The organism is Pandoraea norimbergensis, assembly GCF_001465545.3.
GTDB classification, from domain to species: Bacteria; Pseudomonadota; Gammaproteobacteria; order Burkholderiales; family Burkholderiaceae; genus Pandoraea; species Pandoraea norimbergensis.
Genome location: NZ_CP013480.3, coordinates 4,642,942 through 4,665,744, shown reverse-complemented (window position 1 = coordinate 4,665,744; position 22,803 = coordinate 4,642,942). Strand labels below are relative to the sequence as shown.

At 63.4% G+C, this 22,803-nt stretch carries 24 protein-coding genes; 8 read left to right on the top strand and 16 right to left on the bottom strand.

All coding sequences use genetic code 11. The features are described 5' to 3' along the window. The first annotated feature begins 9 nt into the window (after positions 1–9). Positions 10–345 (top strand): ArsR/SmtB family transcription factor, encoded by a 336-nt coding sequence (locus AT302_RS20315; RefSeq protein ID WP_058375568.1) that lies wholly within the window; start codon positions 10–12, stop codon positions 343–345. After that, positions 345–842 carry an SRPBCC family protein gene (locus tag AT302_RS20310; protein ID WP_058375567.1) on the top strand — a complete coding sequence of 166 codons (498 nt, stop codon included), beginning with the start codon at positions 345–347 and terminating at the stop codon, positions 840–842. Before AT302_RS20315 ends, AT302_RS20310 begins: the two co-directional genes overlap by 1 nt. A 148-nt stretch (positions 843–990) precedes the next feature. Here AT302_RS20310 and AT302_RS20305 read toward each other — a convergent pair whose 3' ends face one another. From AT302_RS20305 to AT302_RS20280, 6 genes are all read right to left on the bottom strand, one after another. Then, positions 991–1,692 carry an ABC transporter ATP-binding protein gene (locus AT302_RS20305; RefSeq protein ID WP_058375566.1) on the bottom strand — a complete coding sequence of 234 codons (702 nt, stop codon included), beginning with the start codon at positions 1,690–1,692 and terminating at the stop codon, positions 991–993. Next, positions 1,692–2,459 (bottom strand): high-affinity branched-chain amino acid ABC transporter ATP-binding protein LivG, encoded by a 768-nt coding sequence (gene livG / locus AT302_RS20300; protein ID WP_058375565.1) that lies wholly within the window; start codon positions 2,457–2,459, stop codon positions 1,692–1,694. The genes AT302_RS20305 and livG overlap by 1 nt, the downstream gene beginning before the upstream one ends. Then, on the bottom strand, positions 2,456–3,730 hold the full coding sequence (locus AT302_RS20295) for a high-affinity branched-chain amino acid ABC transporter permease LivM (RefSeq protein ID WP_058375564.1): 1,275 nt from the start codon (positions 3,728–3,730) through the stop codon (positions 2,456–2,458). The genes livG and AT302_RS20295 overlap by 4 nt, the downstream gene beginning before the upstream one ends. Before the next feature lie 8 nt (positions 3,731–3,738). Further along, positions 3,739–4,662, bottom strand: coding sequence for a high-affinity branched-chain amino acid ABC transporter permease LivH (gene livH / locus AT302_RS20290; RefSeq protein ID WP_058375563.1), 924 nt, complete (start codon positions 4,660–4,662; stop codon positions 3,739–3,741). 104 nt (positions 4,663–4,766) lie between these two features. Continuing rightward, positions 4,767–5,879: a branched-chain amino acid ABC transporter substrate-binding protein gene (locus AT302_RS20285; protein ID WP_087687373.1), complete on the bottom strand. Its 1,113-nt coding sequence runs from the start codon at positions 5,877–5,879 to the stop codon at positions 4,767–4,769. Positions 5,880–6,316: 437 nt separating this feature from the next. Then, positions 6,317–7,222: a LysR substrate-binding domain-containing protein gene (locus AT302_RS20280; RefSeq protein ID WP_058375561.1), complete on the bottom strand. Its 906-nt coding sequence runs from the start codon at positions 7,220–7,222 to the stop codon at positions 6,317–6,319. Between the two features lie 206 nt (positions 7,223–7,428). Between AT302_RS20280 and AT302_RS20275 the strand changes: the two genes are divergently transcribed. The 3 genes from AT302_RS20275 to AT302_RS20265 are packed head-to-tail and all read left to right on the top strand — an operon-like array spanning position 7,429 to position 9,205. Beyond that, positions 7,429–7,638 (top strand): tautomerase family protein, encoded by a 210-nt coding sequence (locus tag AT302_RS20275; RefSeq protein ID WP_023597244.1) that lies wholly within the window; start codon positions 7,429–7,431, stop codon positions 7,636–7,638. Then, complete coding sequence (locus tag AT302_RS20270; protein ID WP_058375560.1) at positions 7,638–8,447, top strand: 2-keto-4-pentenoate hydratase; 810 nt, start codon at positions 7,638–7,640, stop codon at positions 8,445–8,447. Before AT302_RS20275 ends, AT302_RS20270 begins: the two co-directional genes overlap by 1 nt. Continuing rightward, on the top strand, positions 8,444–9,205 hold the full coding sequence (locus tag AT302_RS20265) for a 2-keto-4-pentenoate hydratase (RefSeq protein ID WP_058375559.1): 762 nt from the start codon (positions 8,444–8,446) through the stop codon (positions 9,203–9,205). The genes AT302_RS20270 and AT302_RS20265 overlap by 4 nt, the downstream gene beginning before the upstream one ends. Positions 9,206–9,298: 93 nt before the next feature. On the opposite strand, the gene ribD is transcribed toward AT302_RS20265, so the two are convergent. From ribD to hemL, 5 genes are all read right to left on the bottom strand, one after another. Next, positions 9,299–10,396, bottom strand: a complete 1,098-nt coding sequence (gene ribD, locus AT302_RS20260; protein WP_058375558.1) for a bifunctional diaminohydroxyphosphoribosylaminopyrimidine deaminase/5-amino-6-(5-phosphoribosylamino)uracil reductase RibD — start codon at positions 10,394–10,396, stop codon at positions 9,299–9,301. Positions 10,397–10,402: 6 nt separating this feature from the next. Beyond that, entirely contained in the window at positions 10,403–10,921 is a 519-nt protein-coding gene (locus AT302_RS20255; protein ID WP_058375557.1) for a TPM domain-containing protein, read from the bottom strand. A 27-nt stretch (positions 10,922–10,948) separates the two neighbouring features. Then, on the bottom strand, positions 10,949–11,839 hold the full coding sequence (locus tag AT302_RS20250; RefSeq protein ID WP_058379813.1) for a TPM domain-containing protein: 891 nt from the start codon (positions 11,837–11,839) through the stop codon (positions 10,949–10,951). Positions 11,840–11,921: 82 nt separating this feature from the next. Then, positions 11,922–12,551, bottom strand: coding sequence for a LemA family protein (locus AT302_RS20245; protein WP_058379812.1), 630 nt, complete (start codon positions 12,549–12,551; stop codon positions 11,922–11,924). A 90-nt stretch (positions 12,552–12,641) separates the two neighbouring features. After that, positions 12,642–13,946 carry a glutamate-1-semialdehyde 2,1-aminomutase gene (gene hemL / locus AT302_RS20240; RefSeq protein WP_058375556.1) on the bottom strand — a complete coding sequence of 435 codons (1,305 nt, stop codon included), beginning with the start codon at positions 13,944–13,946 and terminating at the stop codon, positions 12,642–12,644. A 416-nt stretch (positions 13,947–14,362) separates the two neighbouring features. Here hemL and rnk point away from each other — a divergent pair, with 416 nt between their 5' ends. Continuing rightward, positions 14,363–14,788: a nucleoside diphosphate kinase regulator gene (rnk, locus tag AT302_RS20235; protein ID WP_058375555.1), complete on the top strand. Its 426-nt coding sequence runs from the start codon at positions 14,363–14,365 to the stop codon at positions 14,786–14,788. Between the two features lie 159 nt (positions 14,789–14,947). Here rnk and AT302_RS20230 read toward each other — a convergent pair whose 3' ends face one another. Beyond that, positions 14,948–15,550 (bottom strand): phosphatase PAP2 family protein, encoded by a 603-nt coding sequence (locus AT302_RS20230; protein ID WP_058375554.1) that lies wholly within the window; start codon positions 15,548–15,550, stop codon positions 14,948–14,950. 642 nt (positions 15,551–16,192) lie between these two features. Here AT302_RS20230 and AT302_RS27730 point away from each other — a divergent pair. Both AT302_RS27730 and mgtA read left to right on the top strand, forming a co-directional pair. Further along, positions 16,193–16,372, top strand: coding sequence for a hypothetical protein (locus tag AT302_RS27730; RefSeq protein WP_157125842.1), 180 nt, complete (start codon positions 16,193–16,195; stop codon positions 16,370–16,372). 92 nt (positions 16,373–16,464) lie between these two features. After that, positions 16,465–19,206, top strand: coding sequence for a magnesium-translocating P-type ATPase (gene mgtA / locus AT302_RS20225; RefSeq protein WP_058375553.1), 2,742 nt, complete (start codon positions 16,465–16,467; stop codon positions 19,204–19,206). Positions 19,207–19,225: 19 nt separating this feature from the next. Here mgtA and AT302_RS20220 read toward each other — a convergent pair whose 3' ends face one another. From AT302_RS20220 to AT302_RS20205, 4 genes are all read right to left on the bottom strand, one after another. Next, entirely contained in the window at positions 19,226–19,762 is a 537-nt protein-coding gene (locus AT302_RS20220; protein WP_058375552.1) for a helix-turn-helix domain-containing protein, read from the bottom strand. Between the two features lie 52 nt (positions 19,763–19,814). After that, entirely contained in the window at positions 19,815–20,696 is an 882-nt protein-coding gene (gene dapA, locus AT302_RS20215) for a 4-hydroxy-tetrahydrodipicolinate synthase (RefSeq protein WP_058375551.1), read from the bottom strand. Between the two features lie 79 nt (positions 20,697–20,775). Beyond that, complete coding sequence (locus tag AT302_RS20210) at positions 20,776–21,216, bottom strand: hypothetical protein (protein WP_058375550.1); 441 nt, start codon at positions 21,214–21,216, stop codon at positions 20,776–20,778. 110 nt (positions 21,217–21,326) lie between these two features. After that, on the bottom strand, positions 21,327–22,748 hold the full coding sequence (locus AT302_RS20205; protein ID WP_058375549.1) for an aldehyde dehydrogenase family protein: 1,422 nt from the start codon (positions 22,746–22,748) through the stop codon (positions 21,327–21,329). Between the last annotated feature and the right edge of the window lie 55 nt (positions 22,749–22,803).

The following is a 22,803-nucleotide window of genomic DNA, read 5'->3' as shown; positions in this document are numbered from 1 at the left end:
GTTAGGCACATGACTAACCATTCCATCCCTCTCGATCGGGTCTTTCAGGCGCTTTCGGATCCAACACGCCGGGCGGTGGTCGAACGTCTGACGTTCGGTCCGGCGTCGGTGAGCGAGCTGGCGCAACCGTTTTCGATGGCGTTGCCGTCGTTCTCGCAGCACCTGAAGCTGCTTGAGGATTGCGGACTGGTGGTCTCAACCAAAGCGGGCCGCGTGCGCACTTATGCGCTCGAGACCGAAACGTTGGCGAGCGCGCAGGACTGGCTGCAATTGCAGCGCGACAAGTGGACGCGCCGGCTCGATCAACTCGACAACTACCTGTTGCAGATGAAGGAGACACCCTAATGAGCCATGCCAATCTTTTCTCGGTCGACCCCAAACTCGATCTGGTGCTCGAACGTTACGTCGACGTGCCGTGTGAGCGTGTGTGGGCGGCATGGACGCAGCCGGAACATCTCAAGAAGTGGTTCACTCCAGCGCCGTGGCAGACCGTCGAGTGCGAGATCGATCTACGCCCGGGTGGCCTTTTTCACACCGTGATGCGCTCGCCGGAGGGGCAGCAATTCCCCAACGTCGGCTGCTATCTGGAAGTGGAGGAGAATTCGCGCCTCGTGTGGACCAACGCAGTGCTGCCGGGTTTTCGTCCCGCGCCTGCGCCGGTCGCCGAACATGGCGGCTTCCACTTCACGGCGGCCGTGTTGATGGAGGCGCATGGCAAGGGCACACGTTACACGGCGATCGCGATGCATGGCGACGAGACCACGCGTGCGCAGCACGAAGCGATGGGCTTCCACGACGGTTGGGGCAAGGCGCTCGATCAGTTGGTCGAACTGATGAAGTGACGCTGATGCGCAGGCATCAATGACTTGATGTCGACGAGCGGGCGCTGAAATGAAAAAGGGGACACGCGAAAACGTGTCCCCTTTTTGCACTCAGGCCTTATCGCTCACATGACGTGTCGACGTCGCCTTGGCGCGGCGACTGCACCCATCACGCGCCGAGATAAGCGCGCTTGATATCGTCGTTCGCCAGCAGGTTGTCGGCCGAGTCGGCGAGCACCACGCGTCCGGTTTCGAGCACGTAGCCGCGATCGGCGACGTGCAAGGCCTTGTTCGCGTTCTGCTCGACCAGAAACACCGTCACGCCTTCTTCGCGAATCGTGCGGATGATGTCGAAGATCTGCGCGATCACGAGCGGTGCGAGACCCAGCGTCGGCTCATCGAGCAGCAGCAGGCGCGGACGGCTCATCAACGCGCGCCCGATGGCAAGCATCTGCTGCTCGCCGCCGGACATCGTGCCCGCGCGTTGCTTACCGCGCTGCGCCAGCCGCGGAAACAGCTTGAAGACGTGCTCCATGCCCGCTTCGATCTCATGCTTGGACCCGAAAAAACCGCCCATCTTGAGGTTCTCGATGACGGTCAGACTCGGGAACACGCGACGGCCTTCCGGCGAAATCGCCATGCCCATGCGCATGATTTCGTGCGTCGGGCTGCCGGTGATGTCGTTGCCTTCGAACATCACGCGCCCGCTCGACGCACGCGGCGTGCCGCATACCGTCATCATCAGCGTGGTTTTGCCCGCGCCGTTACTGCCGATGAGCGTGACGATCTCGCCCTTGTTCACTTCGATCGATACGCCCGAGAGCGCTTCGACGGCCCCGTAATGGGTGTGGATCTGTTCCAGCTTCAGCATTATTCCTCCCCGAGGTAGGCCTTGATGACGCGCGGGTCGTTGCGCACCTCGTCGGGCTTGCCGGTCATGATCGGCTTGCCGTGTTCCATCACGAGAATCCGGTCGGAAACACCCATCACGAGACTCATGTCGTGCTCGATCAGCAGCACCGAGATCCCGAACTCATGGCGCAGGTTGTCGACGAGTTGTTGCAACTCGATCTTTTCCTGCGGATTCAGACCGGCAGCCGGTTCGTCGAGCATGAGCAGGCGCGGCTCGGTGATCATGCAGCGCGCGATTTCCAGCCGGCGCTGATGTCCGTACGAGAGCGTGCCGGCCTCGCGATTGGCCACAGCCGTCAAACCCAGACGGTCGAGCCAGTGCTTGGCGCGCTCAAGGGCGGTGCGCTCGGCGCGACGGAAAGCGCCGGTCGAGAAGAGCCCTTGCAGAAAACCGCTGTGCACGCGCATGTGCTGCGCGACCAGCAGGTTTTCGACCACGGTCAATTGGCGGAACAGGCGAATGTTCTGGAACGTACGCACCAGCCCGCGACGCGCCACCATATGGCTCGGCAGCCCGGTGATGTCGCCGCCATCGAGCATGATCGAACCGGCAGTAGGGCGATAGAAACCGCCCACGCAGTTGAACACGGTGGTCTTGCCGGCACCGTTCGGGCCGATCACGGCGAAGATTTCGTTCTTGCGCACGGCGAACTCGACGCCGTCGACAGCCAGCAGACCGCCGAAGCGCATCTGCAAGCCGGAAAGTTTCAACAGGTCTGCACTCATTGCGGCAACTCCACATGCGGGCGAGTGGCGGGCAGCAGGCCCTGCGGACGCCACATCATCATCAGCACCATCACCAGACCGAAGATCAGCATCCGGTACTCGGCAAAACCGCGCGCCACTTCCGGCAACACGGTGAGCAGGATGGCCGCGAGAATCACGCCGACCTGCGAGCCCATGCCGCCCAGCACCACGACGGCGAGAATCAGCGCCGATTCGATGAACGTGAACGACTCGGGTGTCACGAGCCCTTGGCGTGCCGCAAAGAACGCACCGGCCAGCCCCGCGAACGACGCGCCCAGCGTGAACGCCGAGAGCTTGATGCGCGTGGGGTTCAGGCCGAGCGAGCGGCAGGCGATTTCGTCTTCGCGCAGCGCTTCCCACGCACGGCCGATCGGCATGCGGATCAGGCGGCTGGTAACGAACAGCGTGAAGCCGACCAGCACGAACGCGAGCAGGTACAGAAAGATCACCATGTGCGAGCCGCTGTACGACATGCCCAGCAACTCATGGAAAGTCTTCGCTCCTTCGACGCTCGACGAGCGCGCCATTTCGAAGCCGAACACGCTGGGCTTCGGAATGCCCGACACGCCGTCCGGGCCACCGGTGATGCTCGTCAGGTTGTTGAGCAGCAGGCGGATGATTTCGCCGAAGCCGAGCGTCACGATGGCCAGATAGTCACCGCGCAGACGCAGCACCGGGAAGCCGAGCAGGAAGCCGAACGTTGCCGACATGAGTGCGGCCAGCGGCAGGCATTCCCAGAACGTCAGACCGAAGTACTGATTGAGCAGCGCGTACGTGTAGCCACCGACGGCGTAGAAGCCGACGTAGCCCAGATCGAGCAGACCGGCGAAGCCCACCACGATATTCAGGCCGAGACCCAGAATGCAGTAGATGAGCGCCAGCGTTGCCACGTCCACCGCACCGCGTGAGCCGACAAACGGCCACACGAGTCCGATGGCGAGCAGCACCCACATCGCGAGCAGTTGCTGACGGCGGCCCAGCGTGGGCATGGTCGGCAGCTTCACCGCGCGCTTGGAGCGCAGCAGCATCGGCTTGATCATCTGGAAGATGAACACGATCGCGGCGGCGATCCACACGGGACGCCAGTGTTGCTCCAGCACGACCTGATAGCCTTCGAGCTTCAGTTGCAGGCCCAGGATGGGGGCCGTGAGGATGATCGTCACGAGCGTGGCGATGACCGCGCCCTTGAGCGTCTCTCCGGCCGGCGCACGGTTGACGGCGCCGGACTTGAGCGTGAGTTGTTGTGTCATGGTCGACCTCAGACTTTCTCGATGTCAGGCTTGCCCAGCAGGCCGGTCGGGCGGAACAGCAGCACCAGCACCAGCAGGCCGAAGGCCACGACATCCTTGTACTCGGAGGGCATGTAGCCCGACGCGAGCGTTTCCGCCAGCCCCAGCAGCACACCGCCCAGCATGGCGCCGGGAATGCTGCCGATACCGCCGAGCACTGCGGCCGTGAAGGCCTTGATGCCGGCAATGAAGCCGATATACGGATTGAGCTTGCCGATGGTCAGGCCGATCAGCACGCCGCCCACGGCCGCGAGCATGGCGCCGAGGATGAACGTGAACGAGATCACGCGATTCGTATCGATGCCGAGCAGGTTGGCCATGCGCATGTCTTCGGCACACGCGCGGCAGGCACGGCCCATGCGCGAGTTGGCGATGAACAGCGTGAGCGCAATCATCAACGCGAGCGTGACACCCATGATCAGCATGCGGGCGTACGGAATGGTCACGGTGAAGTCGCCCATCGGAATATCGATGGCACCCGAGATCAGCATCGGCACGGACACGTCACGCGCGCCCTGACCGATCTGCACGTAGTTTTGCAGGAAGATGGACATACCGATCGCGGAGATCAGTGGTCCAAGGCGGGGGCCGCCGCGCAGCGGGCGATAAGCCACCCGCTCGATCGCGAAGCCGTACAGGCCCGTGATCAGCACCGCTACCAGCAGCGCTGCGCCCAGTACGAGGGGCAGGGGATAGCCCGCCGACGTACCGATTGCAGTCAGTGTGACAAGCCCGACGTAGGCACCGATCATATAGATCTCGCCGTGGGCAAAGTTGATCATGCCGATGATGCCGTAGACCATTGTGTAGCCAATGGCAATCAACGCGTAGATCGCACCCAGCGTCAGGCCATTGACCAGTTGCTGGGCGAGCTGTGGGAAAAATTCGTTCATGCGGGAAGCCTCGCGACGTGCGGGGGCCGAGCGCGAATGCGCGCCGCCCGCCGGAATCGGCGGGCGGCAGGGGGTGATTCGCTGGCCTTTAAAGCGTCAGGGAATCAGTTGGCGGCCGTCTTGGTCGCGTCTTTGTGCCACGTGTAGACGACGAACTTGAACGACTTCAGATCGCCGGCTGCATCGTAGGACACCTTGCCGATCGGCGTGTCGAACGTGTTCTTGTGCAGGTAATCGGCAACCTTCTCCGAGTCGGTGCTCTTCGCGCCGGCAATGCTCTTGGCGATCAGTTGCACGCCCGTGTAAGCCGGCATCTGGAACGGACCGTTCGGATCGCGCTTGGCGTCGGCAAATGCCTTCACCAGCTTGGCGTTGGCCGGGTCTGCGGCGAAGTCGGCCGGCAGCGTGACCAGCATGCCTTCCGACGACGGGCCGGCGATGGCCGTCACGTCCTTGTTGCCCACGCCTTCCGGTCCCATGAACGTGGCCTTCACGCCTTGCTCACGTGCCTGACGCAGCAGCAGACCCATTTCCGGGTGGTAGCCGCCGAAGTACACGAAGTCGACACCTTGCGCCTTGAGCTTGGTGATGACGGCCGAGTAATCCGAGTCGCCGGCGTTGATGCCTTCGAACAGCACGACCGGAATCTTGGCCGCGTCGAGGTCCTTCTTCACCGAGGTGGCAATGCCCTGACCGTACGACTGCTTGTCATGCAGCACGGCAACCTTCTTCGGCTTGACCTTGTTGATGATGTACTGGGCAGCCGCCGGGCCTTGCTGATCGTCACGACCGATCGTGCGGAAGATGAAGTGGCGCTTCTTGCCTTCGGTCAGTTGCGGGGCCGTGGCCGACGGGGTGATCATCACCACGCCTTCGTTTTCGTAGATGTCCGATGCCGGAATCGTCGAACCCGAGCACACGTGACCGATCACGTACTTGATCTTCTGGCTGACGATCTTGTTGGCGACAGCGACGGCCTGCTTCGGCTCGCACGCATCGTCCATCATGACCGCTTCAAACTTGTTGCCGTTGACGCCACCGGCCGCATTGATTTCTTCAATCGCGGTCAGCGCGCCGGCCTTGACCATGTCGCCGTATTGGGCAACCGAGCCGCTGAACGGACCGGCGATGGCGATTTTGACGGTCTCGGCATTGGCAGCCGTACCAATGAAGGCGAGCGCAGCGGCGACGAACAGGGATTTGTGACGGAACTGCATTGTGGACATCTCCTTGATTTGTATTTTTTTGACTACCCGAGCGTGCGGTGGTCTTAAGCGACTGCTGAACCTGTTTATTCGATCATTCCCACCCCATGAGGTGCGAACGATGCGCCATGTTAGCGTAATACGGAGTCCAATTGGAACCACTATCCCAAGGGGTCTGGAGACCCGCATGGATAAAGGATTTCAAAGGGGTCGGATGGCGAATATCGGAGGCGTCACAAGGACACTCCGTAGTACTACGCAGATAGGTGCAGCGCAGCATTTCGACTTGCCGCACAAATCGGGGCCACGATGATTTACGAGACGCCTTAAGTCATCAGGACATTTTGGATACAATCCGTGCGCCACTGAAATCCAAAATTTTTACTTTGCATCCGATTGCGTATATTTCAGCGGCTTTGTTTTCAGTGCGGACATCACCCGTTTCGGCCTCACATCGTCAGCGCATGCCGGTGATTTCGCGACTGCCGGATCAGCGCCAGAAATGCCGCAAGAATCGGCGACGTGTCGTCGCGCCGATACATGCAGTTCAGTTCAATGGAGCGCAGACGTTGCGACTTGAGCGGCCGGTACACCACACCGGGTAAGCGCAGATTCGCCGCCGACTCCGTCGTCACGCAAATGCCGAAGCGGCTCGCCACCAGCGCGATCGACGTCACCACGTCCTCTGCCTCCTGCTCGACGCGCAACGTCACTCCCTCCGCACGAAAGGCCGCCGTCACTTCTTCCGCCAAGCCCGGCATCGGTGCGTTCGGATAAAGAATCATCCGTTCGTTATCGAGATCGGCGAGCGTGAGCGATGTTCGCTTGCATAGCGGATGCCCCTCGTAGAGCGCCACGAGAAACGGCTCGCGATGAATCCAGTCGACGGCAATGTCGGGCTCGTCCGGAATCAGGCGGTTGAAGCCGATGGCGATGCGGCGCTCGCGAAGCGCGGCGATCTGTTCGGCTTTCGAGAGGTTGTGCAGCCCGATCTTCACCTCGGGCCGGGCCGTGTGAAAGTTGGCGAGCAGGCGCGGAATCACATTGAGAATGCCCGAGCTGAAGATGCCGACGTCGAGCCGCCCGATATAGCCTTCGCCGGCCAGACGTGTCTGTTCTTCCGCGCGCCGGGCAAGCGACAGGATGTTGGGCACCTCGGCGAGCAGCGTTTCGCCTGCGGCCGTGAGCGTCGCGCCCTTGGGGGTGCGCACGAACAACTGGGTGCCCAGTTGCGCTTCGAGCGCCTGAATGTGCCGCGTGAGCGGCGGCTGCGCCATGTTCAGCCGCTCGGCGGCGCGTCCGAAATTGCCTTCCTCGGCCACAGCGAGGAAGTACCGCATCTGCTTGATGTCCATGAAGACCCTTGTCGCGATGGGCATTCGCCGCCGTCATGGCGGATGTCAGCCTGATCGCTCAATCCAAACTCAATACCGAAAAGGTATCAGATTCTGGAAAAACGGTATTGGACGGTATCTCGTTGCGCGCGCATCATTGCCCGTCGAAGCCGCTCGCTTAAGCGACTAGCGACAGCATCAACGCGGCAATTTCCGAGGACAGGGTCATGCCTATCGTACATATCAATCTGGTGGAAGGTCGCGACGACGCCACCGTGAAAGCCTGCGTCAAGGCCGTGGCACGCACCGTGCACGAGACGCTTGGCGCACCGCTCGAATCGATTCGCGTCTATGCGACGCAGGTCCCAGCCGCCCACTGGGCTGTGGGTGAGCGCACCAAGGACGAGCCGGCTGCACCGGCCAAGGCGGGCGCGTAATGGCGACCGATCAGCAACGTTTGCAAGCGGCCGCCGACGCCCTCGTCGAAGCCGAGCGTTCACGCCACTTCATCGCCCCGTTGCGCGAGACTTTCGCGCCGTTGTCGATCGAAGACGCCTATGCCATCCAGCGCATCAACACCGAGCGCCGTCTCGCTGCCGGGCGCCGCGTCGTCGGCTGCAAGATCGGCCTGACGTCGGTGGCCGTGCAAAAGCAGCTTGGCGTGGATCAGCCCGACTTCGGCCTGTTGTTCGACGACATGGGCTATGGCGATGGCGAACCAATTCCCGCATCGATTCTCACGCAGCCGAAGATCGAAGCCGAGATCGCCTTCGTGATCGGGCGCGATCTGAATGTCGACAACCCGGGCCAGCTCGATGTCTTGAACGCCATCGAATATGCGTTGCCCGCACTCGAAATCGTGGGCAGCCGCGTGGCTGACTGGAATATCCGTATCACCGACACGATTGCCGACAACGCCTCGTCGTCGGCCTATGTGCTCGGCAACACGCCGAAGAAGCTCTCCGAGTTCGACGTGCGCCTGTGCGGCATGGTGATGGAGCGCCGCGGCGAGCCGGTCTCCGTGGGCGCCGGTGCCGCGTGTCTGGGCAGCCCGATCAACGCGGTGGTGTGGCTGGCCCGCACGATGGCCGCCGTGGGCACGCCGCTCAAGGCGGGCGATCTGGTGCTCTCCGGCGCGCTCGGCCCGATGGCGGCCGTCACGCCGGGCGACATCTTCGAGACCCGTATCAACGGCCTGGGCTCGGTCCGCGCCGTGTTTGAACCCGCCAGCGAGGCCGCACGATGAGCCATATTCAGGATTACGCCAAGCTGCTCGACGACGCCGCGCATCACGCGCACGAGGTCGAACAGTTCGATACCGATAACCGTCTCTCGCTCGACGATGCGTACGCCATTCAGGCCGCTTCGCTGGCACGCCGTGCGGCGCGCGGCGAGACGCGTGTCGGCGTGAAGATGGGCTTCACCAGCCGCGCCAAGATGGTCCAGATGGGTCTCTCGGACGTGATCTGGGGCCGTCTTACGTCGGGCATGCAGGTGGAAGAGGGCACGGCCATCGACTTCAAGCGCTTTGTGCATCCGCGCGTCGAGCCCGAGATCGCTTTCATTCTGAAGAAGCCGCTGGAGGGCAACGTGACCGGCCCGCAGGCACTGGCCGCGGTCGAAGCGATTGCACCGGCCATCGAGATCATCGACTCGCGCTACAAGGACTTCAAGTTCACGTTGCCGGAAGTGATTGCGGACAACGCCTCGTCGAGCGGTTTCGTGATCGGTGCGTGGCACGACCCGCGCACGGATTTCTCGAATCTGGGACTGGCGATGACCATCAACGGCCGCACGGTGCAGGTCGGCTCAACGGCGGCGCTGCTCGGTCATCCGTTGCGCTCGCTGGTCGCGGCGGCACGTCTGTCGGCCGCTGCGGGTGAGCCGCTGCAAGCCGGCTGGATCGTGATGGCTGGCGGCGCAACGCCGGCCGAGTACATCAAGCCGGGTCAGTACGTGTCGGTGGAAATGGAAAAGCTGGGCAGCGTGGGCTTCCACGTCTGAGCGTCACCCTGACGAAACCACGAAGCGGTTGAATGAAAAAGCGGGGCGTGTCACATCGACACGCCCCGCTTTTCGTTTTCCTATTGCGTTGTCTTAGGTCCGCTTGATACGCGCCATGACGCGCAGATCGCCTTCGATCATCCGCACGTCCGAAAACGTGAGAGGGATCTTGTCGTCGAGCGATGTGAGCGCGGGCAGATTGAACATGCCTTGTGCGTCGCCGACGATGCAGGGGGCGAAATATGCCAGCAGTTCATCCACGCAGTGCTCGCGCAGCAATGACCCGTTGAGCTTGAAGCCCGCCTCCACGTGCAACTCGTTGATCTGCCGCTCGCCGAGCGCGCGCATCAGTGCCGGGAGTTCGACCTTGCCGCTGGCGTTGGGCAAGTCGAGCACATCGATGCCGTGATCGCGCAGACGCGCCACACGTGCTTCGTCGCCGTTTGCACAAACCACGAGTGCGTTACCGTCGGCAAGCACTTTGGCGGTCAAGGAAATATCTAGCCGCGAGTCGACGATGATGCGCAGCGGCTGACGCGGCGTCGGCACTTCACGCACGGTCAGCGACGGATCGTCTTCACGAACGGTGCCGATACCCGTGAGAATGGCGCAAGCGCGGGCGCGCCATGCATGGCCATCGGCGCGTGCCGCAGGCCCGGTCAGCCATTGACTCACGCCGTTGTGCAGCGCCGTCTTGCCATCGAGGCTGGCGGCCACTTTCATGCGCACCCACGGCGTGCCGCGCGTCATGCGTGCGACAAACCCGATATTGAGTTCGCGTGCTTCCTGTTCGAGCAATCCGCAACGCACTTCGATACCGGCATCGCGCAACATCGTCAGGCCGCGCCCGGCGACGAGCGGATTCGGATCTTCCATCGCGGCGATCACGCGCTTGACGCCAGCTTCGATCAGGCCCTTTGCGCAAGGCGGTGTACGGCCGTAATGGCTGCACGGCTCCAACGTTACGTAGGCTGTGGCGTCGCGCAGCGCTTCGCCGCGCGTGCGGGCGTCCTTCATGGCCTGCACTTCGGCGTGATCCTGACCCGCCGGCTGTGTGAAACCTTCGCCGATCACCCGGCCTTCGTTGACGATCACACACCCCACGCGCGGATTCGGCGCGGTGGTGAACATGCCGCGCTCGGCCAGAGCCAGCGCGCGGCGCATGTAAGCAAAATCCTGTTCCGAGAACATGGTCCGTCAGATCATCAGCGGCCGGTCGGTCAAGGCATTGTCCGGGGCCGCGCCGGCATGCGCCGGCAGGTGTTCGCGCGCAATGCCGCGCAAGGTGTCCAGAGCGTCGAGCACGCTCGGAACATACTGATCGTCACGAAAACCGGCGCTCATCTGCGCGACCACGGTGTCCCACGTGCGCGGTGCCACCAGCGCATTGACACCCTTGTCGGCGATCAGCTCGATATCGTGATCGGCGATGTTGATGTACAGCAGAATGCCGGTCCGGTCGCCCGTGTGGGCAATGCCGAGCTGGCGGAACAATTGCAAGGCGCGCTGCCGGCAGGTGTGGCCCTGCCAGACGGCGCCGAGCGGCATCGCCGCTTCGATCACCAGACGAATCTCGCAGCGATGATCGGCTTCGGAGTCGCGAATCGCGGCTTCGAGCGTGTCGAGCGCTTTATCGGAGAACAGCCAGCGGGCGTGCGCGCGCCATGTGCCGAGATGGCGCAGCCAGCGCGAGAGATTGTGTTGCCGATGTTGCATCGCGATTTCCTCGTGTGCCATCGCCGTTCACCAGTTCCCTGACGAGCCGCCGCCATCGAAACCGCCGCCTCCGCCGCCAAATCCACCGCCGCCGCCGCTATCGTCACCGCCGCCGCGTCCCCAGCCGCCAAGGCCACCCAAACCGCCTAAGCCACCGCCAATCCCGCCACCTAATCCGCCGCCAAAGCCACCCGGGCCGATCCGGCCACGCTGGCCGGTCAGCACCCGCGAGCGCGGGTCGTTCGGATCGCTCAGGGCGCCGGGTAAGCCCGGGCCTTTGAAGCGCCGGCGGCTTTCCATGATCACCACCATCGCAATGATGAAGACGATGAACAGCAGCGGCAGAAAGTCGGAAAGATTTGAGTGCGGCGCGCGCGTGGACGGCAATTGCGGTGCCGGCAGCGCTTCGTTGTTGATCGCCGCTTCCACCGCAGCCACACCGGCGGCCAGACCGCCGAAGAAGTCGCCGCTGCGGAAATGCGGTGCCATCACGTCGCGCAGAATACGCCCGGAGATGGCATCGGTGAGCGAGCCTTGCACGCCGCGCCCGACTTCGATGCGCATCTTGCGCAAGTCGTTCGGATTGTCTTTCGCGATGAGCATGATCACGCCGTCATCCACGCCCTTGCGACCGGCTTTCCACGCATCGGCCACACGAATGCTGTACTGGTCGATGGTCTCGGGCGCAGTTGTCGGCACCATCAGCACGAAGATCTGGCTGCCGCGCTGTTGTTCGTACTGAGCGAGCTGGGTCTCGAGCGCATTGCGTTGCTCGGGCGTGAGCGTGCCGGTCAGGTCGGTCACGCGCGCGGTGAGTGCTGGCACTGCGACGAGCGATTCGGCACCGGCCGGCAGCGCCAGCCAGCACAAACAGGCGAGGGCCAGCGCCCACAGCAGGCGCGCGAGCCCGCGCCCCATTGAAGGCGCTGAGACCGTGAGGCCAGACAGGCCCCACGATTGCAACGAACGACGCATCAGGACGTCAGCCATGGCCCGATCCTCAGAACTTGACCGTCGGCGCCGTCGAAATCGCCTTCTCGTTCTCGACCGTGAAGTTCGGCTTCGGTCCGTAGCCGAACATCTTGGCGGTGAGGTTGTTCGGGAACTGACGCACGTACACGTTGTAGTCCTGCACCGACTGGATGTAGCGGTTGCGCGCCACGGTAATGCGGTTTTCCGTGCCTTCCAGTTGCGATTGCAGATCGCGGAACAGACCATCGGCCTTCAGGTTCGGATAGTTCTCCGAGACCGCCATCAAGCGCGAGAGCGCGCCCGAGAGTTCGCCCTGCGCCTGCTGGAAGCGCTTGAACGCGTCCGGGTCGTTGAGCGTTTCCGGCGTGACCGTAATGCTCGTCGCCTTGGCGCGCGCGTTGATCACGTCGGTGAGCGTGGTCTGTTCGTGCGTGGCGTAGCCCTTGACCGTGTTCACCAGATTCGGCACCAGATCGGCGCGGCGCTGATATTGGTTGACGACTTCGCTCCACGCGGCCTTGACGGCTTCGTCCTTGACCTGAATGTCGTTGTAGCCGCAGGCCGAGAGGAACGACGTAAGGAATGCCAGCGCCAGCCAGCGTGCGAACGTGCCGCGACGGGCGGCGAACGTCTGACGGAACTTTGTCGGCAGCAGCATGAGCATGATGTGTGTCCTTGTTTTAGCAGGAGTGAATCGTTATGTAATGCGGCAACAAATGCGGTAACGCCGTCGTGGCCTTCGCCCCGTTCAGGCGATGGTCTTGAACGCTGCGCGGGCGGCGTCGAGGGTCGCTTCGAGCACCGTATCGTCGTGCGTGGCCGAAACGAAGCCCGCTTCGAACGCGCTCGGCGCCAGATAGACGCCGCGATCGAGCATCGCATGGAAGAACTTGTTGAAGCGCGGCACGTCGGACGTCGTCACTTCGGCGAAGCTCGCGGGCACGTTGGCGCGGAAGTAAAGACCGAACATGCCGCCGACGCTGTCGCCCGAGAACGGCACACCCGCCTCTTGTGCGGCGTCGACCAGACCGGCGACCAGCTTCGAGGTGCGCTTGGACAGGTCTTCATAGAAGCCGGGCGCCTGAATCAGCTTGAGCGTGGCGAGCCCCGCGGCCACGGCGAGCGGGTTGCCCGAGAGCGTGCCTGCCTGATAGACGCCGCCGAGCGGGGCCAGATGCGCCATGATGTCGCGGCGTCCACCGAAGGCTGCCGCCGGCATGCCGCCGCCGATGACCTTGCCCAGACACGTCAGGTCAGCGGTAATGCCGTACAGCGCTTGCGCACCGCCCAGACCCACGCGGAAGCCGCACATCACTTCATCGAAAATCAGCACGGCGCCATGCGCGGTGCAGAGCTCACGCAGCGTTTGCAGGAAGTTGCGCGAACCACGCACGAGATTCATGTTGCCGGCGACCGGCTCCACGATCACGGCACCGATCTCGCCGCCTTGTTGCGCGAACAGTTCGCGCAGTTGCTCGACGTTGTTGTACTCCAGCACGAGCGTGTCGCGCGTCACTTCGGGCGGCACACCGGCGGAGGACGGCGCGTTGCGCGTCGAATCGGCAAACGTCAACAGGCCCGAGCCGGCCTTGACCAGCAGGCTGTCGGCGTGGCCGTGATAGCAGCCTTCGAATTTGACGATCTTGTTGCGGCCCGTGAAGCCACGCGCCAGACGCAGCGCGCTCATCGTTGCCTCAGTGCCCGAGGACACCAGACGCACCTGCTCGATGGACGGCACCAGGCGGCAGATCTCTTCGGCCATGACGACTTCGCCTTCGGTCGGGGCGCCGAAGCTGAAGCCCTGTGCCATGGCCGTTTGTACGGCAGCGACCACTTCCGGGTGCAGGTGACCCACGATCATCGGGCCCCACGAGCCGATGTAATCGATGAAGCGCGTGCCTTCGGCATCCCACATGTACGGACCTTGTGCACGGGCGATGAAGCGCGGCGTGCCGCCGACCGAGCGAAACGCGCGGACCGGCGAGTTCACGCCGCCGGGAATGGTTTGCTGGGCGCGTTCAAAAAGGGCGTCGTTCGTAGTGTGTGCGGACATGACTTCTGCTTTACCTGATGAGGCCGGCTTGGCGATGCGCGGCGACGTACGGCGGGTGCACTGTGCAGGCGGTACGTCGGGCGTCGGTTAGCCGGCGTTGAAGAGGGAGGTTACGCCGCGCCGATGACCGGCATTTGTCGCGCAGCACCCGCGTCATGCAGGGCGCGCGGGCAGGTGTCGGTCAGCGGCGTCGAATGCGTCGATTCTAGCGGAACCGGGCCCACTCGGGCCAATATGCCCCGCTTGCAGCCCCGTATGTGGCCCCTGTACGGCCTCGGTGAACCCCGTGTGGCGGTGCCCGATGCACGCGCTGGCCCGGCTGGCAAGGGCTTCTCGCCGCGCGGGGCTTCTGTTAGATTGAAGGCCAACCTTTCAACCGATTCACCCAACGCCCAAGGAAAAACAAGGCCATCGACATGTCCACCGTCAATTCGCAACGTCCTCCGATCACTGTCTCGACTCTCGACCTTGACCGCCTCGAAGCGCTCATGGCGCAGGCCCCGCGCGCGGCATTGCCGTATGTGGAGGCACTCGAAACAGAGCTCGCCCGGGCGAGTGTCGTCGAACCCGAGCAAATGCCGGCCGACGTCGCCACGATGAATTCGGTGTTGCGCTACCGTGATCTCGCCACGCAGCAGGAGCATCGCGTGACGCTCGTCTATCCGCAGCATCTGGCGGCCACGGAAGGCGGTATTTCAGTACTGGCCCCGGTCGGCAGCGCACTGCTCGGCCTGCGCATCGGTGAGTCGATTCACTGGCAAGTGCCGGGCGGCCACCTGATCGAGCTGGAATTGCTCGGCATCGATTACCAGCCTGAAGCCGCTGGCGAGTACCACCGCTAACTCACGTCTCCGCAGCACCATTGGGAGATTCGGATCTCCCGAGTCTCCCAACCTTCTTTCCGCAGTTTCTCCGCAGTTCCCCCACAGATTCCCCGCAGTTGCCTGGCCAGTCCCGCGCAGTACTGACGCCGTCTTGTGTTCAGCGTTCGCGAAAACGTTTTAACGACGCAGCCAGCCGCGCGCAATCGGCCAAGCCAGCAAGCGTCGATAAATGCCTTCGAAGATGGCGGCCACGATGCGGCTCGTCTCACGTGCCGACGCCGTGCGCATGATGAGTGCGACCACGATCGAGACGCAGAACCCGCCGAGCATGTCGAGCGGCCAGTGCACGCCGAGATAGACGCGCGCCCAGCAAACCGGCAGCGCGCAGAGCAACAGCAGCTTGCCGAGCCCGCGCGGCGAGCGTGCGGCCGTGCCCATCAGCACGAAGGCCGACGCGAACATAATCGAGGCATGGTTGCTCGGGAACGCGCTCGTGGGCGCATGGGCCAGCAGATTGGTACCCAGACCGACGACAAACGGGCGCGGTTCGAACCAGGCCAGCCCGATCACGAAGTTGATTAGCAGGACAAGCCCGACACCCAGCAGGCCGTGCACCGCGCCTTCGCGATCGCGTCCGCCCGCCAGCCAGAGCATGACGAGACCGGCCGGCAGCAGCAGGATCAGGTATTTGGCGAGAAAGATGGCGATGGCCAGTTCACCGTCGCTGACAGCCGGCGAGGCGTTGATAGCCAGAAAGAGGGCGCGATTGAGTTGTTCCATAGGGCGTCGAGGGGCGAGAAGTCCGCACCGGAGACCCATGGCAATACGCTGGCTGAAACGTGGGCTGAAACCCTTGAGCCGGCGCATCGACGGCCGCCGGCAGGCGGTTTATGACGAAAGCATGACAGATTCTGGACGAACCCCGGCGCGGAGGAAAGCCGCTTTTGTCATCATTTTGTAACACGTTGATTTGTCACTTTTCTTTCGACGCACTCGGAGGTAAAATCGCGCCGTCATAGCTCTCAGGAGATTTCTCCGTGGACAGTTGTTCTAGTGGTAGTTGCCGGTCGACGCAGGTCGACACCATCACCGCGAGTTAGTCCCCCGGGTATCTCCCGCCGCTAACTCGCATTTGTCGGGTTGGCGCGCACCTTTGACGTAAGTTTCGGTCGCCTTGCACGTTGCCGCTTTGCCATTGTGGCCAAGCCGGGCAAGGCAAGTCCGAAGCTGACCGTCGTTCGTAGCACGCTCCCTTATTCGTTTTACGTCTGCCGTTCGGGCTGTCTCACGCCTCGCAACGCAGGTTCGTTCGCATTCCGCGCGCACGCCGGTTGTCGCTTTCTGCCGACCGTCTGCCGCACAGGAACGCGAACTGACCGCGCGTGCCGGGCCGGAGGGTGCCAGGCGGCCGGGAGATTCACCGTGTTCCGTTACTCCATGACCTTTCGCGGAAGCAATCCGCAAGCCCTGATGCTGCCCACCGAGTGCCTGCATCACTTTCACGTCGACCATCAAGCGCAAATGGACGCACAGGCCCCTCAAGGCTCGCGTCTGCATCAGTGGTGGCGTGCGGTGACGCGCAAGGCAACGCCGGTGCGCTGAGCCGGGCCTTCAAACAATAAAACCTAGCCCTCGGGCGCCGCCCGGTCACGACAGACCGGGGCTGGCGCCCGCGATCCTTCAGGATGTCTCCGATGCAACAAACCCTCACGCTCAGCGAGCGACTGATGACGGTACTCGGCGCGCGCCTCGGCCTGCGCTACTTCCGCCGTCGCGACATGCTCGAAACCCTCGATGCGCCGGCGCACGGCCACGAGGCACCACCGGGTCTGGCCGACGCTGCCCGCGTTGCCGGCCCCGATCTGCTCGTGCGTCTGCGCACGACCCGCGAGGGGCTCTCCGACGACGAAGCCGCGACCGTTCGCGCGCACGTCGGCCCCAATGAAGTCGAGCACGAAAAGCCGCTGCCCTGGTGGCTGCACCTCTTCCACTGCTACCGCAATCCGTTCAACCTGCTGCTCTCGATTCTGGCGGCGGTGTCGTATGCGACCGACGACACCGAGGGAACGATCATCATCGCGACGATGGTGATCATTTCCACGGTGTTGCGATTCGTGCAGGAAGCGCGCTCGAACAAGGCGGCCGAGAAGCTCAAGGCGATGGTCAGCACCACCGCCACCGTACTGCGCCGCGACGTTGAGATCGCTGGCGAAGCGTCAACGCGCCAAGGTGCGCGATCGGCGCGCATGGGCCGCGAAATTCCGCTGGCCGAGCTGGTGCCCGGCGACATCGTGTTGCTCGCCGCGGGCGACATGATTCCGGGTGACGTGCGCATTCTCGCCGCGAAAGACCTCTTCATCTCGCAATCGGCACTCACGGGCGAAGCGTTGCCGGTCGAGAAGTTCGCGCACGTGTGCGATGCGGGCGGCAGCAACCCGCTGGCCTACGACAACCTCGCCTTCATGGGCACCAACGTGGTGAGCGGTTCGGCCACGGCGGTGGTCGTGGCGACGGGCGCGCGCACGTTCTTCGGCTCGCTGGCCCAGCGCGTCACGGCGCAGGAGCGCACGGTCACGTCGTTCCAGCAGGGGGTGAACCGCGTGTCGTGGGTGCTGATCCGCTTCATGCTGGTGATGACGCCCATCGTGCTGCTCATCAATGGCTTCACCAAGCACAACTGGCTCGAAGCGTCGCTGTTCGCGCTGTCGGTGGCTGTGGGCCTGACGCCCGAAATGCTGCCGATGATCGTGACGGCCACGCTTGCGAAGGGCGCCGTCGTGCTCTCGCGCAAGAAGGTCATCGTCAAGCGGCTCGATGCGATTCAGAACTTCGGCGCGATGGACGTGCTGTGCACCGACAAGACCGGCACGCTCACGCAGGACAAGATTTGTCTGGAGCGCCATACCGACGTGTGGGGCCACGCTTCGGAATACGTGCTGGAGTACGCCTATCTGAACAGCTTCTATCAGACCGGTCTGAAGAACCTGCTCGACGTGGCCGTGCTCGATCACGGCGAACTGCATCAGCGGCTCGACGTGGTGAACCGCTATCGCAAGATCGACGAGATTCCGTTCGACTTTCAGCGCCGTCGCATGTCGGTCGTGGTCAGCGAGAACGGCGAGCATCACGAGTTGATTTGCAAGGGCGCGGTCGAGGAAGTCATGGCCGTGTGCGACCGCGTGCAACACGGTGCGAACGTCGAACCGCTCACCCCCGATGTCCTCGCGCGTCTGCGCCGCGTGACGGCCGACCTGAACGCCGAAGGCCTGCGCGTGGTGGCAGTGGCGACGCGCCATCTGCCGCCGGTGCAGGAGAGCTACGGCATTGCCGACGAGCGCGAGCTCGTGCTGGTCGGTTACATCGCGTTTCTCGATCCGCCTAAAGAGTCGACGGCGCCTGCACTCAAGGCACTGGCTGCCTCGGGCGTGGCGGTGAAGGTACTCACCGGCGATAACGATCTGGTCACCGCCAAGGTGTGCCGTGAAGTCGGCTTGAAGGTCGACGGCTGCGTGCTCGGCGACGACATCGAAAACATGAGCGACGCCGAACTCGCCGAGACGGTCGAGCGCGCCAACGTGTTCGCGAAACTCACGCCCGCCCATAAGGAGCGGCTGGTGCGCATGTTGCGCGCCAATGGTCACGTCGTCGGTTTCATGGGCGACGGCATCAACGACGCCCCGGCGTTGCGCGCCGCAGATATCGGTATCTCGGTGGATACGGCCGTCGATATCGCCAAAGAGGCCGCCGATCTCATCCTGCTCGAAAAGAGCCTGATGGTGCTGGAGCAGGGCGTGATCGAAGGGCGCCGCACGTTTGCGAACATGCTCAAGTACATCAAGATGACGGCCAGCTCGAACTTCGGCAACGTCTTCTCGGTGTTGATCGCCAGCGCGTTCTTGCCGTTTCTGCCGATGTTGCCGTTGCAACTGCTCACGCAGAACCTGCTCTACGACCTGTCGCAGACGACCATTCCGTTCGACAACGTCGACCCCGAGCAACTCACGCAGCCGCAGCGCTGGAACCCCGCCGACCTGTCGCGCTTCATGATTTTCTTCGGCCCGATCAGTTCGATTTTCGACGTGCTGACGTTCGTCGCCATGTGGCATCTGTTCGGTGCCAACAGCGCCGAGCATCAGACGTTGTTCCAGTCGGGCTGGTTTGTCGAAGGGCTGCTCTCGCAGACGCTGATCGTGCACCTGATCCGCACGCGTCGCATTCCGTTCGTGCAAAGCCGCGCGGCGTGGCCGTTGCTGATGATGACCGGCGCGGTGATGCTCATCGGGCTGATGCTGCCGATGTCGCCGTTCGCCGATACCTTCAAGATGCAGGCGCTGCCGCTCGCCTACTTCCCGCTGCTCGCCGCAATTCTGCTCGCTTATGCCGTGCTGACGCAGATGATGAAGGGCATGTTTGCACGGCGCTTCGGCTGGCAGTGAGGCCAACGTCAATCGCCATTCAATGCGACGGCGCACGTGCAGTTTCACCGCCTGCGCTGCCTGCGCCGTAGTGGCCGAACGCCGGTTCCCGCTGGCGTTTCGGCGACATCGCAATCCCCAGCTCGGCGTACACCTCGTCGAGCGCTTCACGCGGACCGATGAGTAACGCCGTGGTCTGGCCGTCGGCATCGGTGACCAGACTCACGAGCGTCTGCCCCTGACACGTTTCGCGCGCAGCGACGAAACGCGACGACGTTAGCGCCGCAAGCGTGGCAAAGCGCTCGGCCTGCACGAGACCGGTGATGTGAAACATCGGTTGCGCGGCACCGGTCGCACGCGGTGCCAGCCGGATATTCGTGCCGTCGGTGGAGGCGCCGAGCGCGGCGAGCAGCTTGTCGCGTCCCTGTGCGCCCAGCACGCAGTAGTCGCCATGCACCCAGCGCGAAATCGTATTGCCGGTAATGCCGGTAGCGTACGCCAGTCTGGCCAGCGTGGTGCCCGAGAGCTTGATGAGCAAGCGTGCGACAGTCCGGTGGCGTTGTTCGATGTCATCCATGGCGAATGTCCTCAAGTCAGAACGATCAGAGCAGTCAGCGCGACGGTAGCGATCAGAACGCCATCGTCACTTCGAGTTGGGCGTCGATCTCTTTGCGCAGGGCGGCGCTGCACGGCATGAGCGGACGGCGCACGATCGGCGAACACAGCCCCAGCGAGGAGAGTGCAGCCTTGATCGCGACCGGATTGGGTTCGGAGAACAGGCGGCGGATCAACGGCTTCATGCCGTTGAACAGCGTGTTGGCGTGTGCCATATCGCCCTCGCGCACATAGCGCATCAACTTCAGATACAGATCGGGACGGATATGGGCGGCAGCAGAGATGCCGCCGACGGCGCCCGCTTGCAGCGCGGGGAGCCACTGCATGTCGTCGCCGCACATCACGCGCATGGTCGTTTGCGAGGGCAGATGCAGCAGCGGATGCGCGTCGCATTCCTTGATGCAGGGAAACGACTCGTGCGCGGCCAGTTCGCGAATCGTATCCACGCCGAGCGTGACGCCCGTGCGCAGCGGCACGTTATAGAGCACGATCGGCTTGTGCGTGCCAGCGGCCAGCGTGCGGTAGTGCCAGAGGATGCCCTCCTGCGACGGACGCAGATAGTAGGGCGGCGGCACAAGATAGCCGGCGAGCGGCAGATCGTCGAGGCGGCGAATCTGGCGTGCAGCATTGGCCGTATCGGCGGCCCCCACACCGGCCATCACCGGCGTACGGCCGTTGGCGTACTGGCAGGCGGTCTGGGCCAGCCAGTAGCGCTCTTCATCGGTGAGCAGCGTGCCCTCACCGGTGGTGCCGGCGACGACCAGACCGTTCACACCGGCCGAGAGGTAGTAGTCGACCAGCAGCTTGAACCCATCGTGGTCGATGGTCGCGCCGTTGGCGCCGGTCATAGGAGTAACGAGCGGAATCCACACGCCTTCGAAGATGGCAGTGTTCATAACGTGATGTCGGGTGAGGGCAGCCCGTCGGCCCCGAGGCGCGACGGGTATTCATTCAAATCAGTTCAATTCGATTCGGTCAGACGGCCGGGCGCAGGCGCAGGGCACCGAACTCGGCTTCCGGCAGCGACTGCATGACGACATGCATGGCGCGCGACGCTTCAACACGCGGCAGGGCGATCGACACGACGGCGGCGGTATCGCGCCGGATCGGTCGAATCGTCTCCACGCGCCACGGCAGCGGCAGGCTCATCGCCAGCGTGACGGCCAGCGTGGAAACGGCGGCGCGGCTGAGCGTGATGTCGAGCGTGGCGTCAAGACGTGCGCGCGGCGTGTGCCGGTTGCGCTGCCGGACGGTGGGCGCCGGACGCGGGCTTTGCAGGCTTTGCGGTGTGCGCGAGTCGGGCGTCTCGATGGCGTCGTGCGATTCGTGAGATTCGAATGATTCGAACGGGGCGCCAGCGGGTGCGAGACGAGCACCGGGAGGTTCGAGACTGGCGCGTTGAGCTAGCGTAGGCATGGCTGCGTGTCGACAAGCGACTGAAGTGACAACGAGGCCAGTCTAAGTAGGAGGGGATAAAAATGGCGTCAAGATTTTTGACGCCATCTTGGGGGGAATAGCGGAGGGAATCAGGATGCGGCCAGCACGGCCTTCGGTTCGAGAAATGCCGCTAATCCGTACGTGCCGTACTCGCGGCCGATACCCGATTGCTTGAAGCCGCCGAACGGCGCGGCGGGCTCGTGGTTAAGCGTATTGACCATGACACGGCCGGCTTCGAGCCGCGCAGCAACCTCGCGTGCACGTTGCTTGTCCGCACCGAATACATACGCCTGCAAGCCATACGGGGTGTCGTTCGCAATGGCGATCGCGTCTTCGGTATCGCGGTAGGCAATGATCGACAGCACCGGGCCAAAGATTTCTTCGCGGGCGATGCGCATGTCGTTCGACACATCGCTGAACACGGTCGGCTGCACGAACCACCCGCTATCCACGCCTGCCGGCAGTCCTTCGCCACCCGCGATCAAGCGCGCACCTTCATCGGTGCCGATGCGAATGTAGCCTTGCACGCGCTCCCATTGCTTGCGGCTGACCATCGGCCCGATAGCCGTTTGCGGATCACGCGGGTTGCCCGCTTGTGTGCGCGCCACTTCCTCGCGCACGCGGGCTTCGAATTCGGCCAGCCGGTGTTGCGGCACGAGAATGCGTGTGCCTGCAATGCACGCCTGACCACTGTTCATGAAGCCCGCGCCGAGCGCCATTGGCACTACGTCGTCGAAGTTTGCATCGTCGAGCACGACGAAGGGCGACTTGCCGCCGAGCTCCAGCGTCACGCGCTTCAACGATTCAGCCGCTGTGCGAAGAATGGTCTTGCCGACGGCCGTGGACCCGGTGAACGAAATCTTCGCGACATCGGGGTGCGCGCTGATTTCGGCGCCGACCGTTTCGCCCCGCCCCGTGACGATGTTGAACACACCACGCGGCAAGTCGGCTGCGTGCAACGCTTCGGTCACGATGCGCGTCTGAATGGCGCTCATCTCGCTGGGCTTGATGACGGCCGTGCAACCTGCCGCCAACGCGGCGGCGAGCTTCCCGCAGATAAAGCCTGCGTCGTTGTTCCACGGCGTAATCAGGCCCGCGACACCAAGCGGCTGCATCACAACTTCGGCCGTGCCCGCCGGGCGCGTGAACGCGTAGTTTTCGAGCACCTTCACGGCTTCGAGCAGCACGTCGCTGGCGTGCCGCGCCATCCATCCGGCGCGCGAGACCGGCGCACCATATTCTTCGACGATGGCGTCGAGCAGGTCGTTTTCTCTCGCGAGCACGGCGGCGTGCATGCGTTTGAGCATCTCGATGCGCTCACGCTTGCTCGTACGGGAGAACGCGGGAAAGGCCCGCTTCGCGGCGGCAATCGCATCGCGTGCGTCCTGCGCATCGGCGAGGCGCACGCGGCCGATCACTTTTTCAGTGGCCGGGTTGAAGAGGTCAAAGGACTCGTCGCCGTGCGGCGTGACGAACGCGCCGTCGATATAAATCTTGTCGATGATCTGCATGATGACTCGCGATGGAGTGGGGGGATGGATTCATCATAGGTGCGCAACATTGTGT

Bases quoted from the DNA above. Each gene is read 5' to 3' on its own strand.
- AT302_RS20210 (WP_058375550.1), bottom strand. From the start codon at position 21,216: ATGCCTACGCTAGCTCAACGCGCCAGTCTCGAACCTCCCGGTGCTCGT.
- AT302_RS20315 (WP_058375568.1), top strand. From the start codon at position 10: ATGACTAACCATTCCATCCCTCTCGATCGGGTCTTTCAGGCGCTTTCG.
- ribD (WP_058375558.1), bottom strand. From the start codon at position 10,396: ATGTTCTCGGAACAGGATTTTGCTTACATGCGCCGCGCGCTGGCTCTG.
- AT302_RS20295 (WP_058375564.1), bottom strand. From the start codon at position 3,730: ATGACACAACAACTCACGCTCAAGTCCGGCGCCGTCAACCGTGCGCCG.
- rnk (WP_058375555.1), top strand. From the start codon at position 14,363: ATGTCCACCGTCAATTCGCAACGTCCTCCGATCACTGTCTCGACTCTC.
- AT302_RS20230 (WP_058375554.1), bottom strand. From the start codon at position 15,550: ATGGAACAACTCAATCGCGCCCTCTTTCTGGCTATCAACGCCTCGCCG.
- livG (WP_058375565.1), bottom strand. From the start codon at position 2,459: ATGAGTGCAGACCTGTTGAAACTTTCCGGCTTGCAGATGCGCTTCGGC.
- hemL (WP_058375556.1), bottom strand. From the start codon at position 13,946: ATGTCCGCACACACTACGAACGACGCCCTTTTTGAACGCGCCCAGCAA.
- AT302_RS20275 (WP_023597244.1), top strand. From the start codon at position 7,429: ATGCCTATCGTACATATCAATCTGGTGGAAGGTCGCGACGACGCCACC.
- AT302_RS20285 (WP_087687373.1), bottom strand. From the start codon at position 5,879: ATGCAGTTCCGTCACAAATCCCTGTTCGTCGCCGCTGCGCTCGCCTTC.
- AT302_RS20280 (WP_058375561.1), bottom strand. From the start codon at position 7,222: ATGGACATCAAGCAGATGCGGTACTTCCTCGCTGTGGCCGAGGAAGGC.
- AT302_RS20220 (WP_058375552.1), bottom strand. From the start codon at position 19,762: ATGGATGACATCGAACAACGCCACCGGACTGTCGCACGCTTGCTCATC.
- AT302_RS20265 (WP_058375559.1), top strand. From the start codon at position 8,444: ATGAGCCATATTCAGGATTACGCCAAGCTGCTCGACGACGCCGCGCAT.
- dapA (WP_058375551.1), bottom strand. From the start codon at position 20,696: ATGAACACTGCCATCTTCGAAGGCGTGTGGATTCCGCTCGTTACTCCT.
- AT302_RS20250 (WP_058379813.1), bottom strand. From the start codon at position 11,839: ATGGGGCGCGGGCTCGCGCGCCTGCTGTGGGCGCTGGCCCTCGCCTGT.
- AT302_RS20310 (WP_058375567.1), top strand. From the start codon at position 345: ATGAGCCATGCCAATCTTTTCTCGGTCGACCCCAAACTCGATCTGGTG.
- AT302_RS20245 (WP_058379812.1), bottom strand. From the start codon at position 12,551: ATGCTGCTGCCGACAAAGTTCCGTCAGACGTTCGCCGCCCGTCGCGGC.
- livH (WP_058375563.1), bottom strand. From the start codon at position 4,662: ATGAACGAATTTTTCCCACAGCTCGCCCAGCAACTGGTCAATGGCCTG.
- AT302_RS20255 (WP_058375557.1), bottom strand. From the start codon at position 10,921: ATGCAACATCGGCAACACAATCTCTCGCGCTGGCTGCGCCATCTCGGC.
- mgtA (WP_058375553.1), top strand. From the start codon at position 16,465: ATGCAACAAACCCTCACGCTCAGCGAGCGACTGATGACGGTACTCGGC.
- AT302_RS20305 (WP_058375566.1), bottom strand. From the start codon at position 1,692: ATGCTGAAGCTGGAACAGATCCACACCCATTACGGGGCCGTCGAAGCG.
- AT302_RS20270 (WP_058375560.1), top strand. From the start codon at position 7,638: ATGGCGACCGATCAGCAACGTTTGCAAGCGGCCGCCGACGCCCTCGTC.
- AT302_RS20205 (WP_058375549.1), bottom strand. From the start codon at position 22,748: ATGCAGATCATCGACAAGATTTATATCGACGGCGCGTTCGTCACGCCG.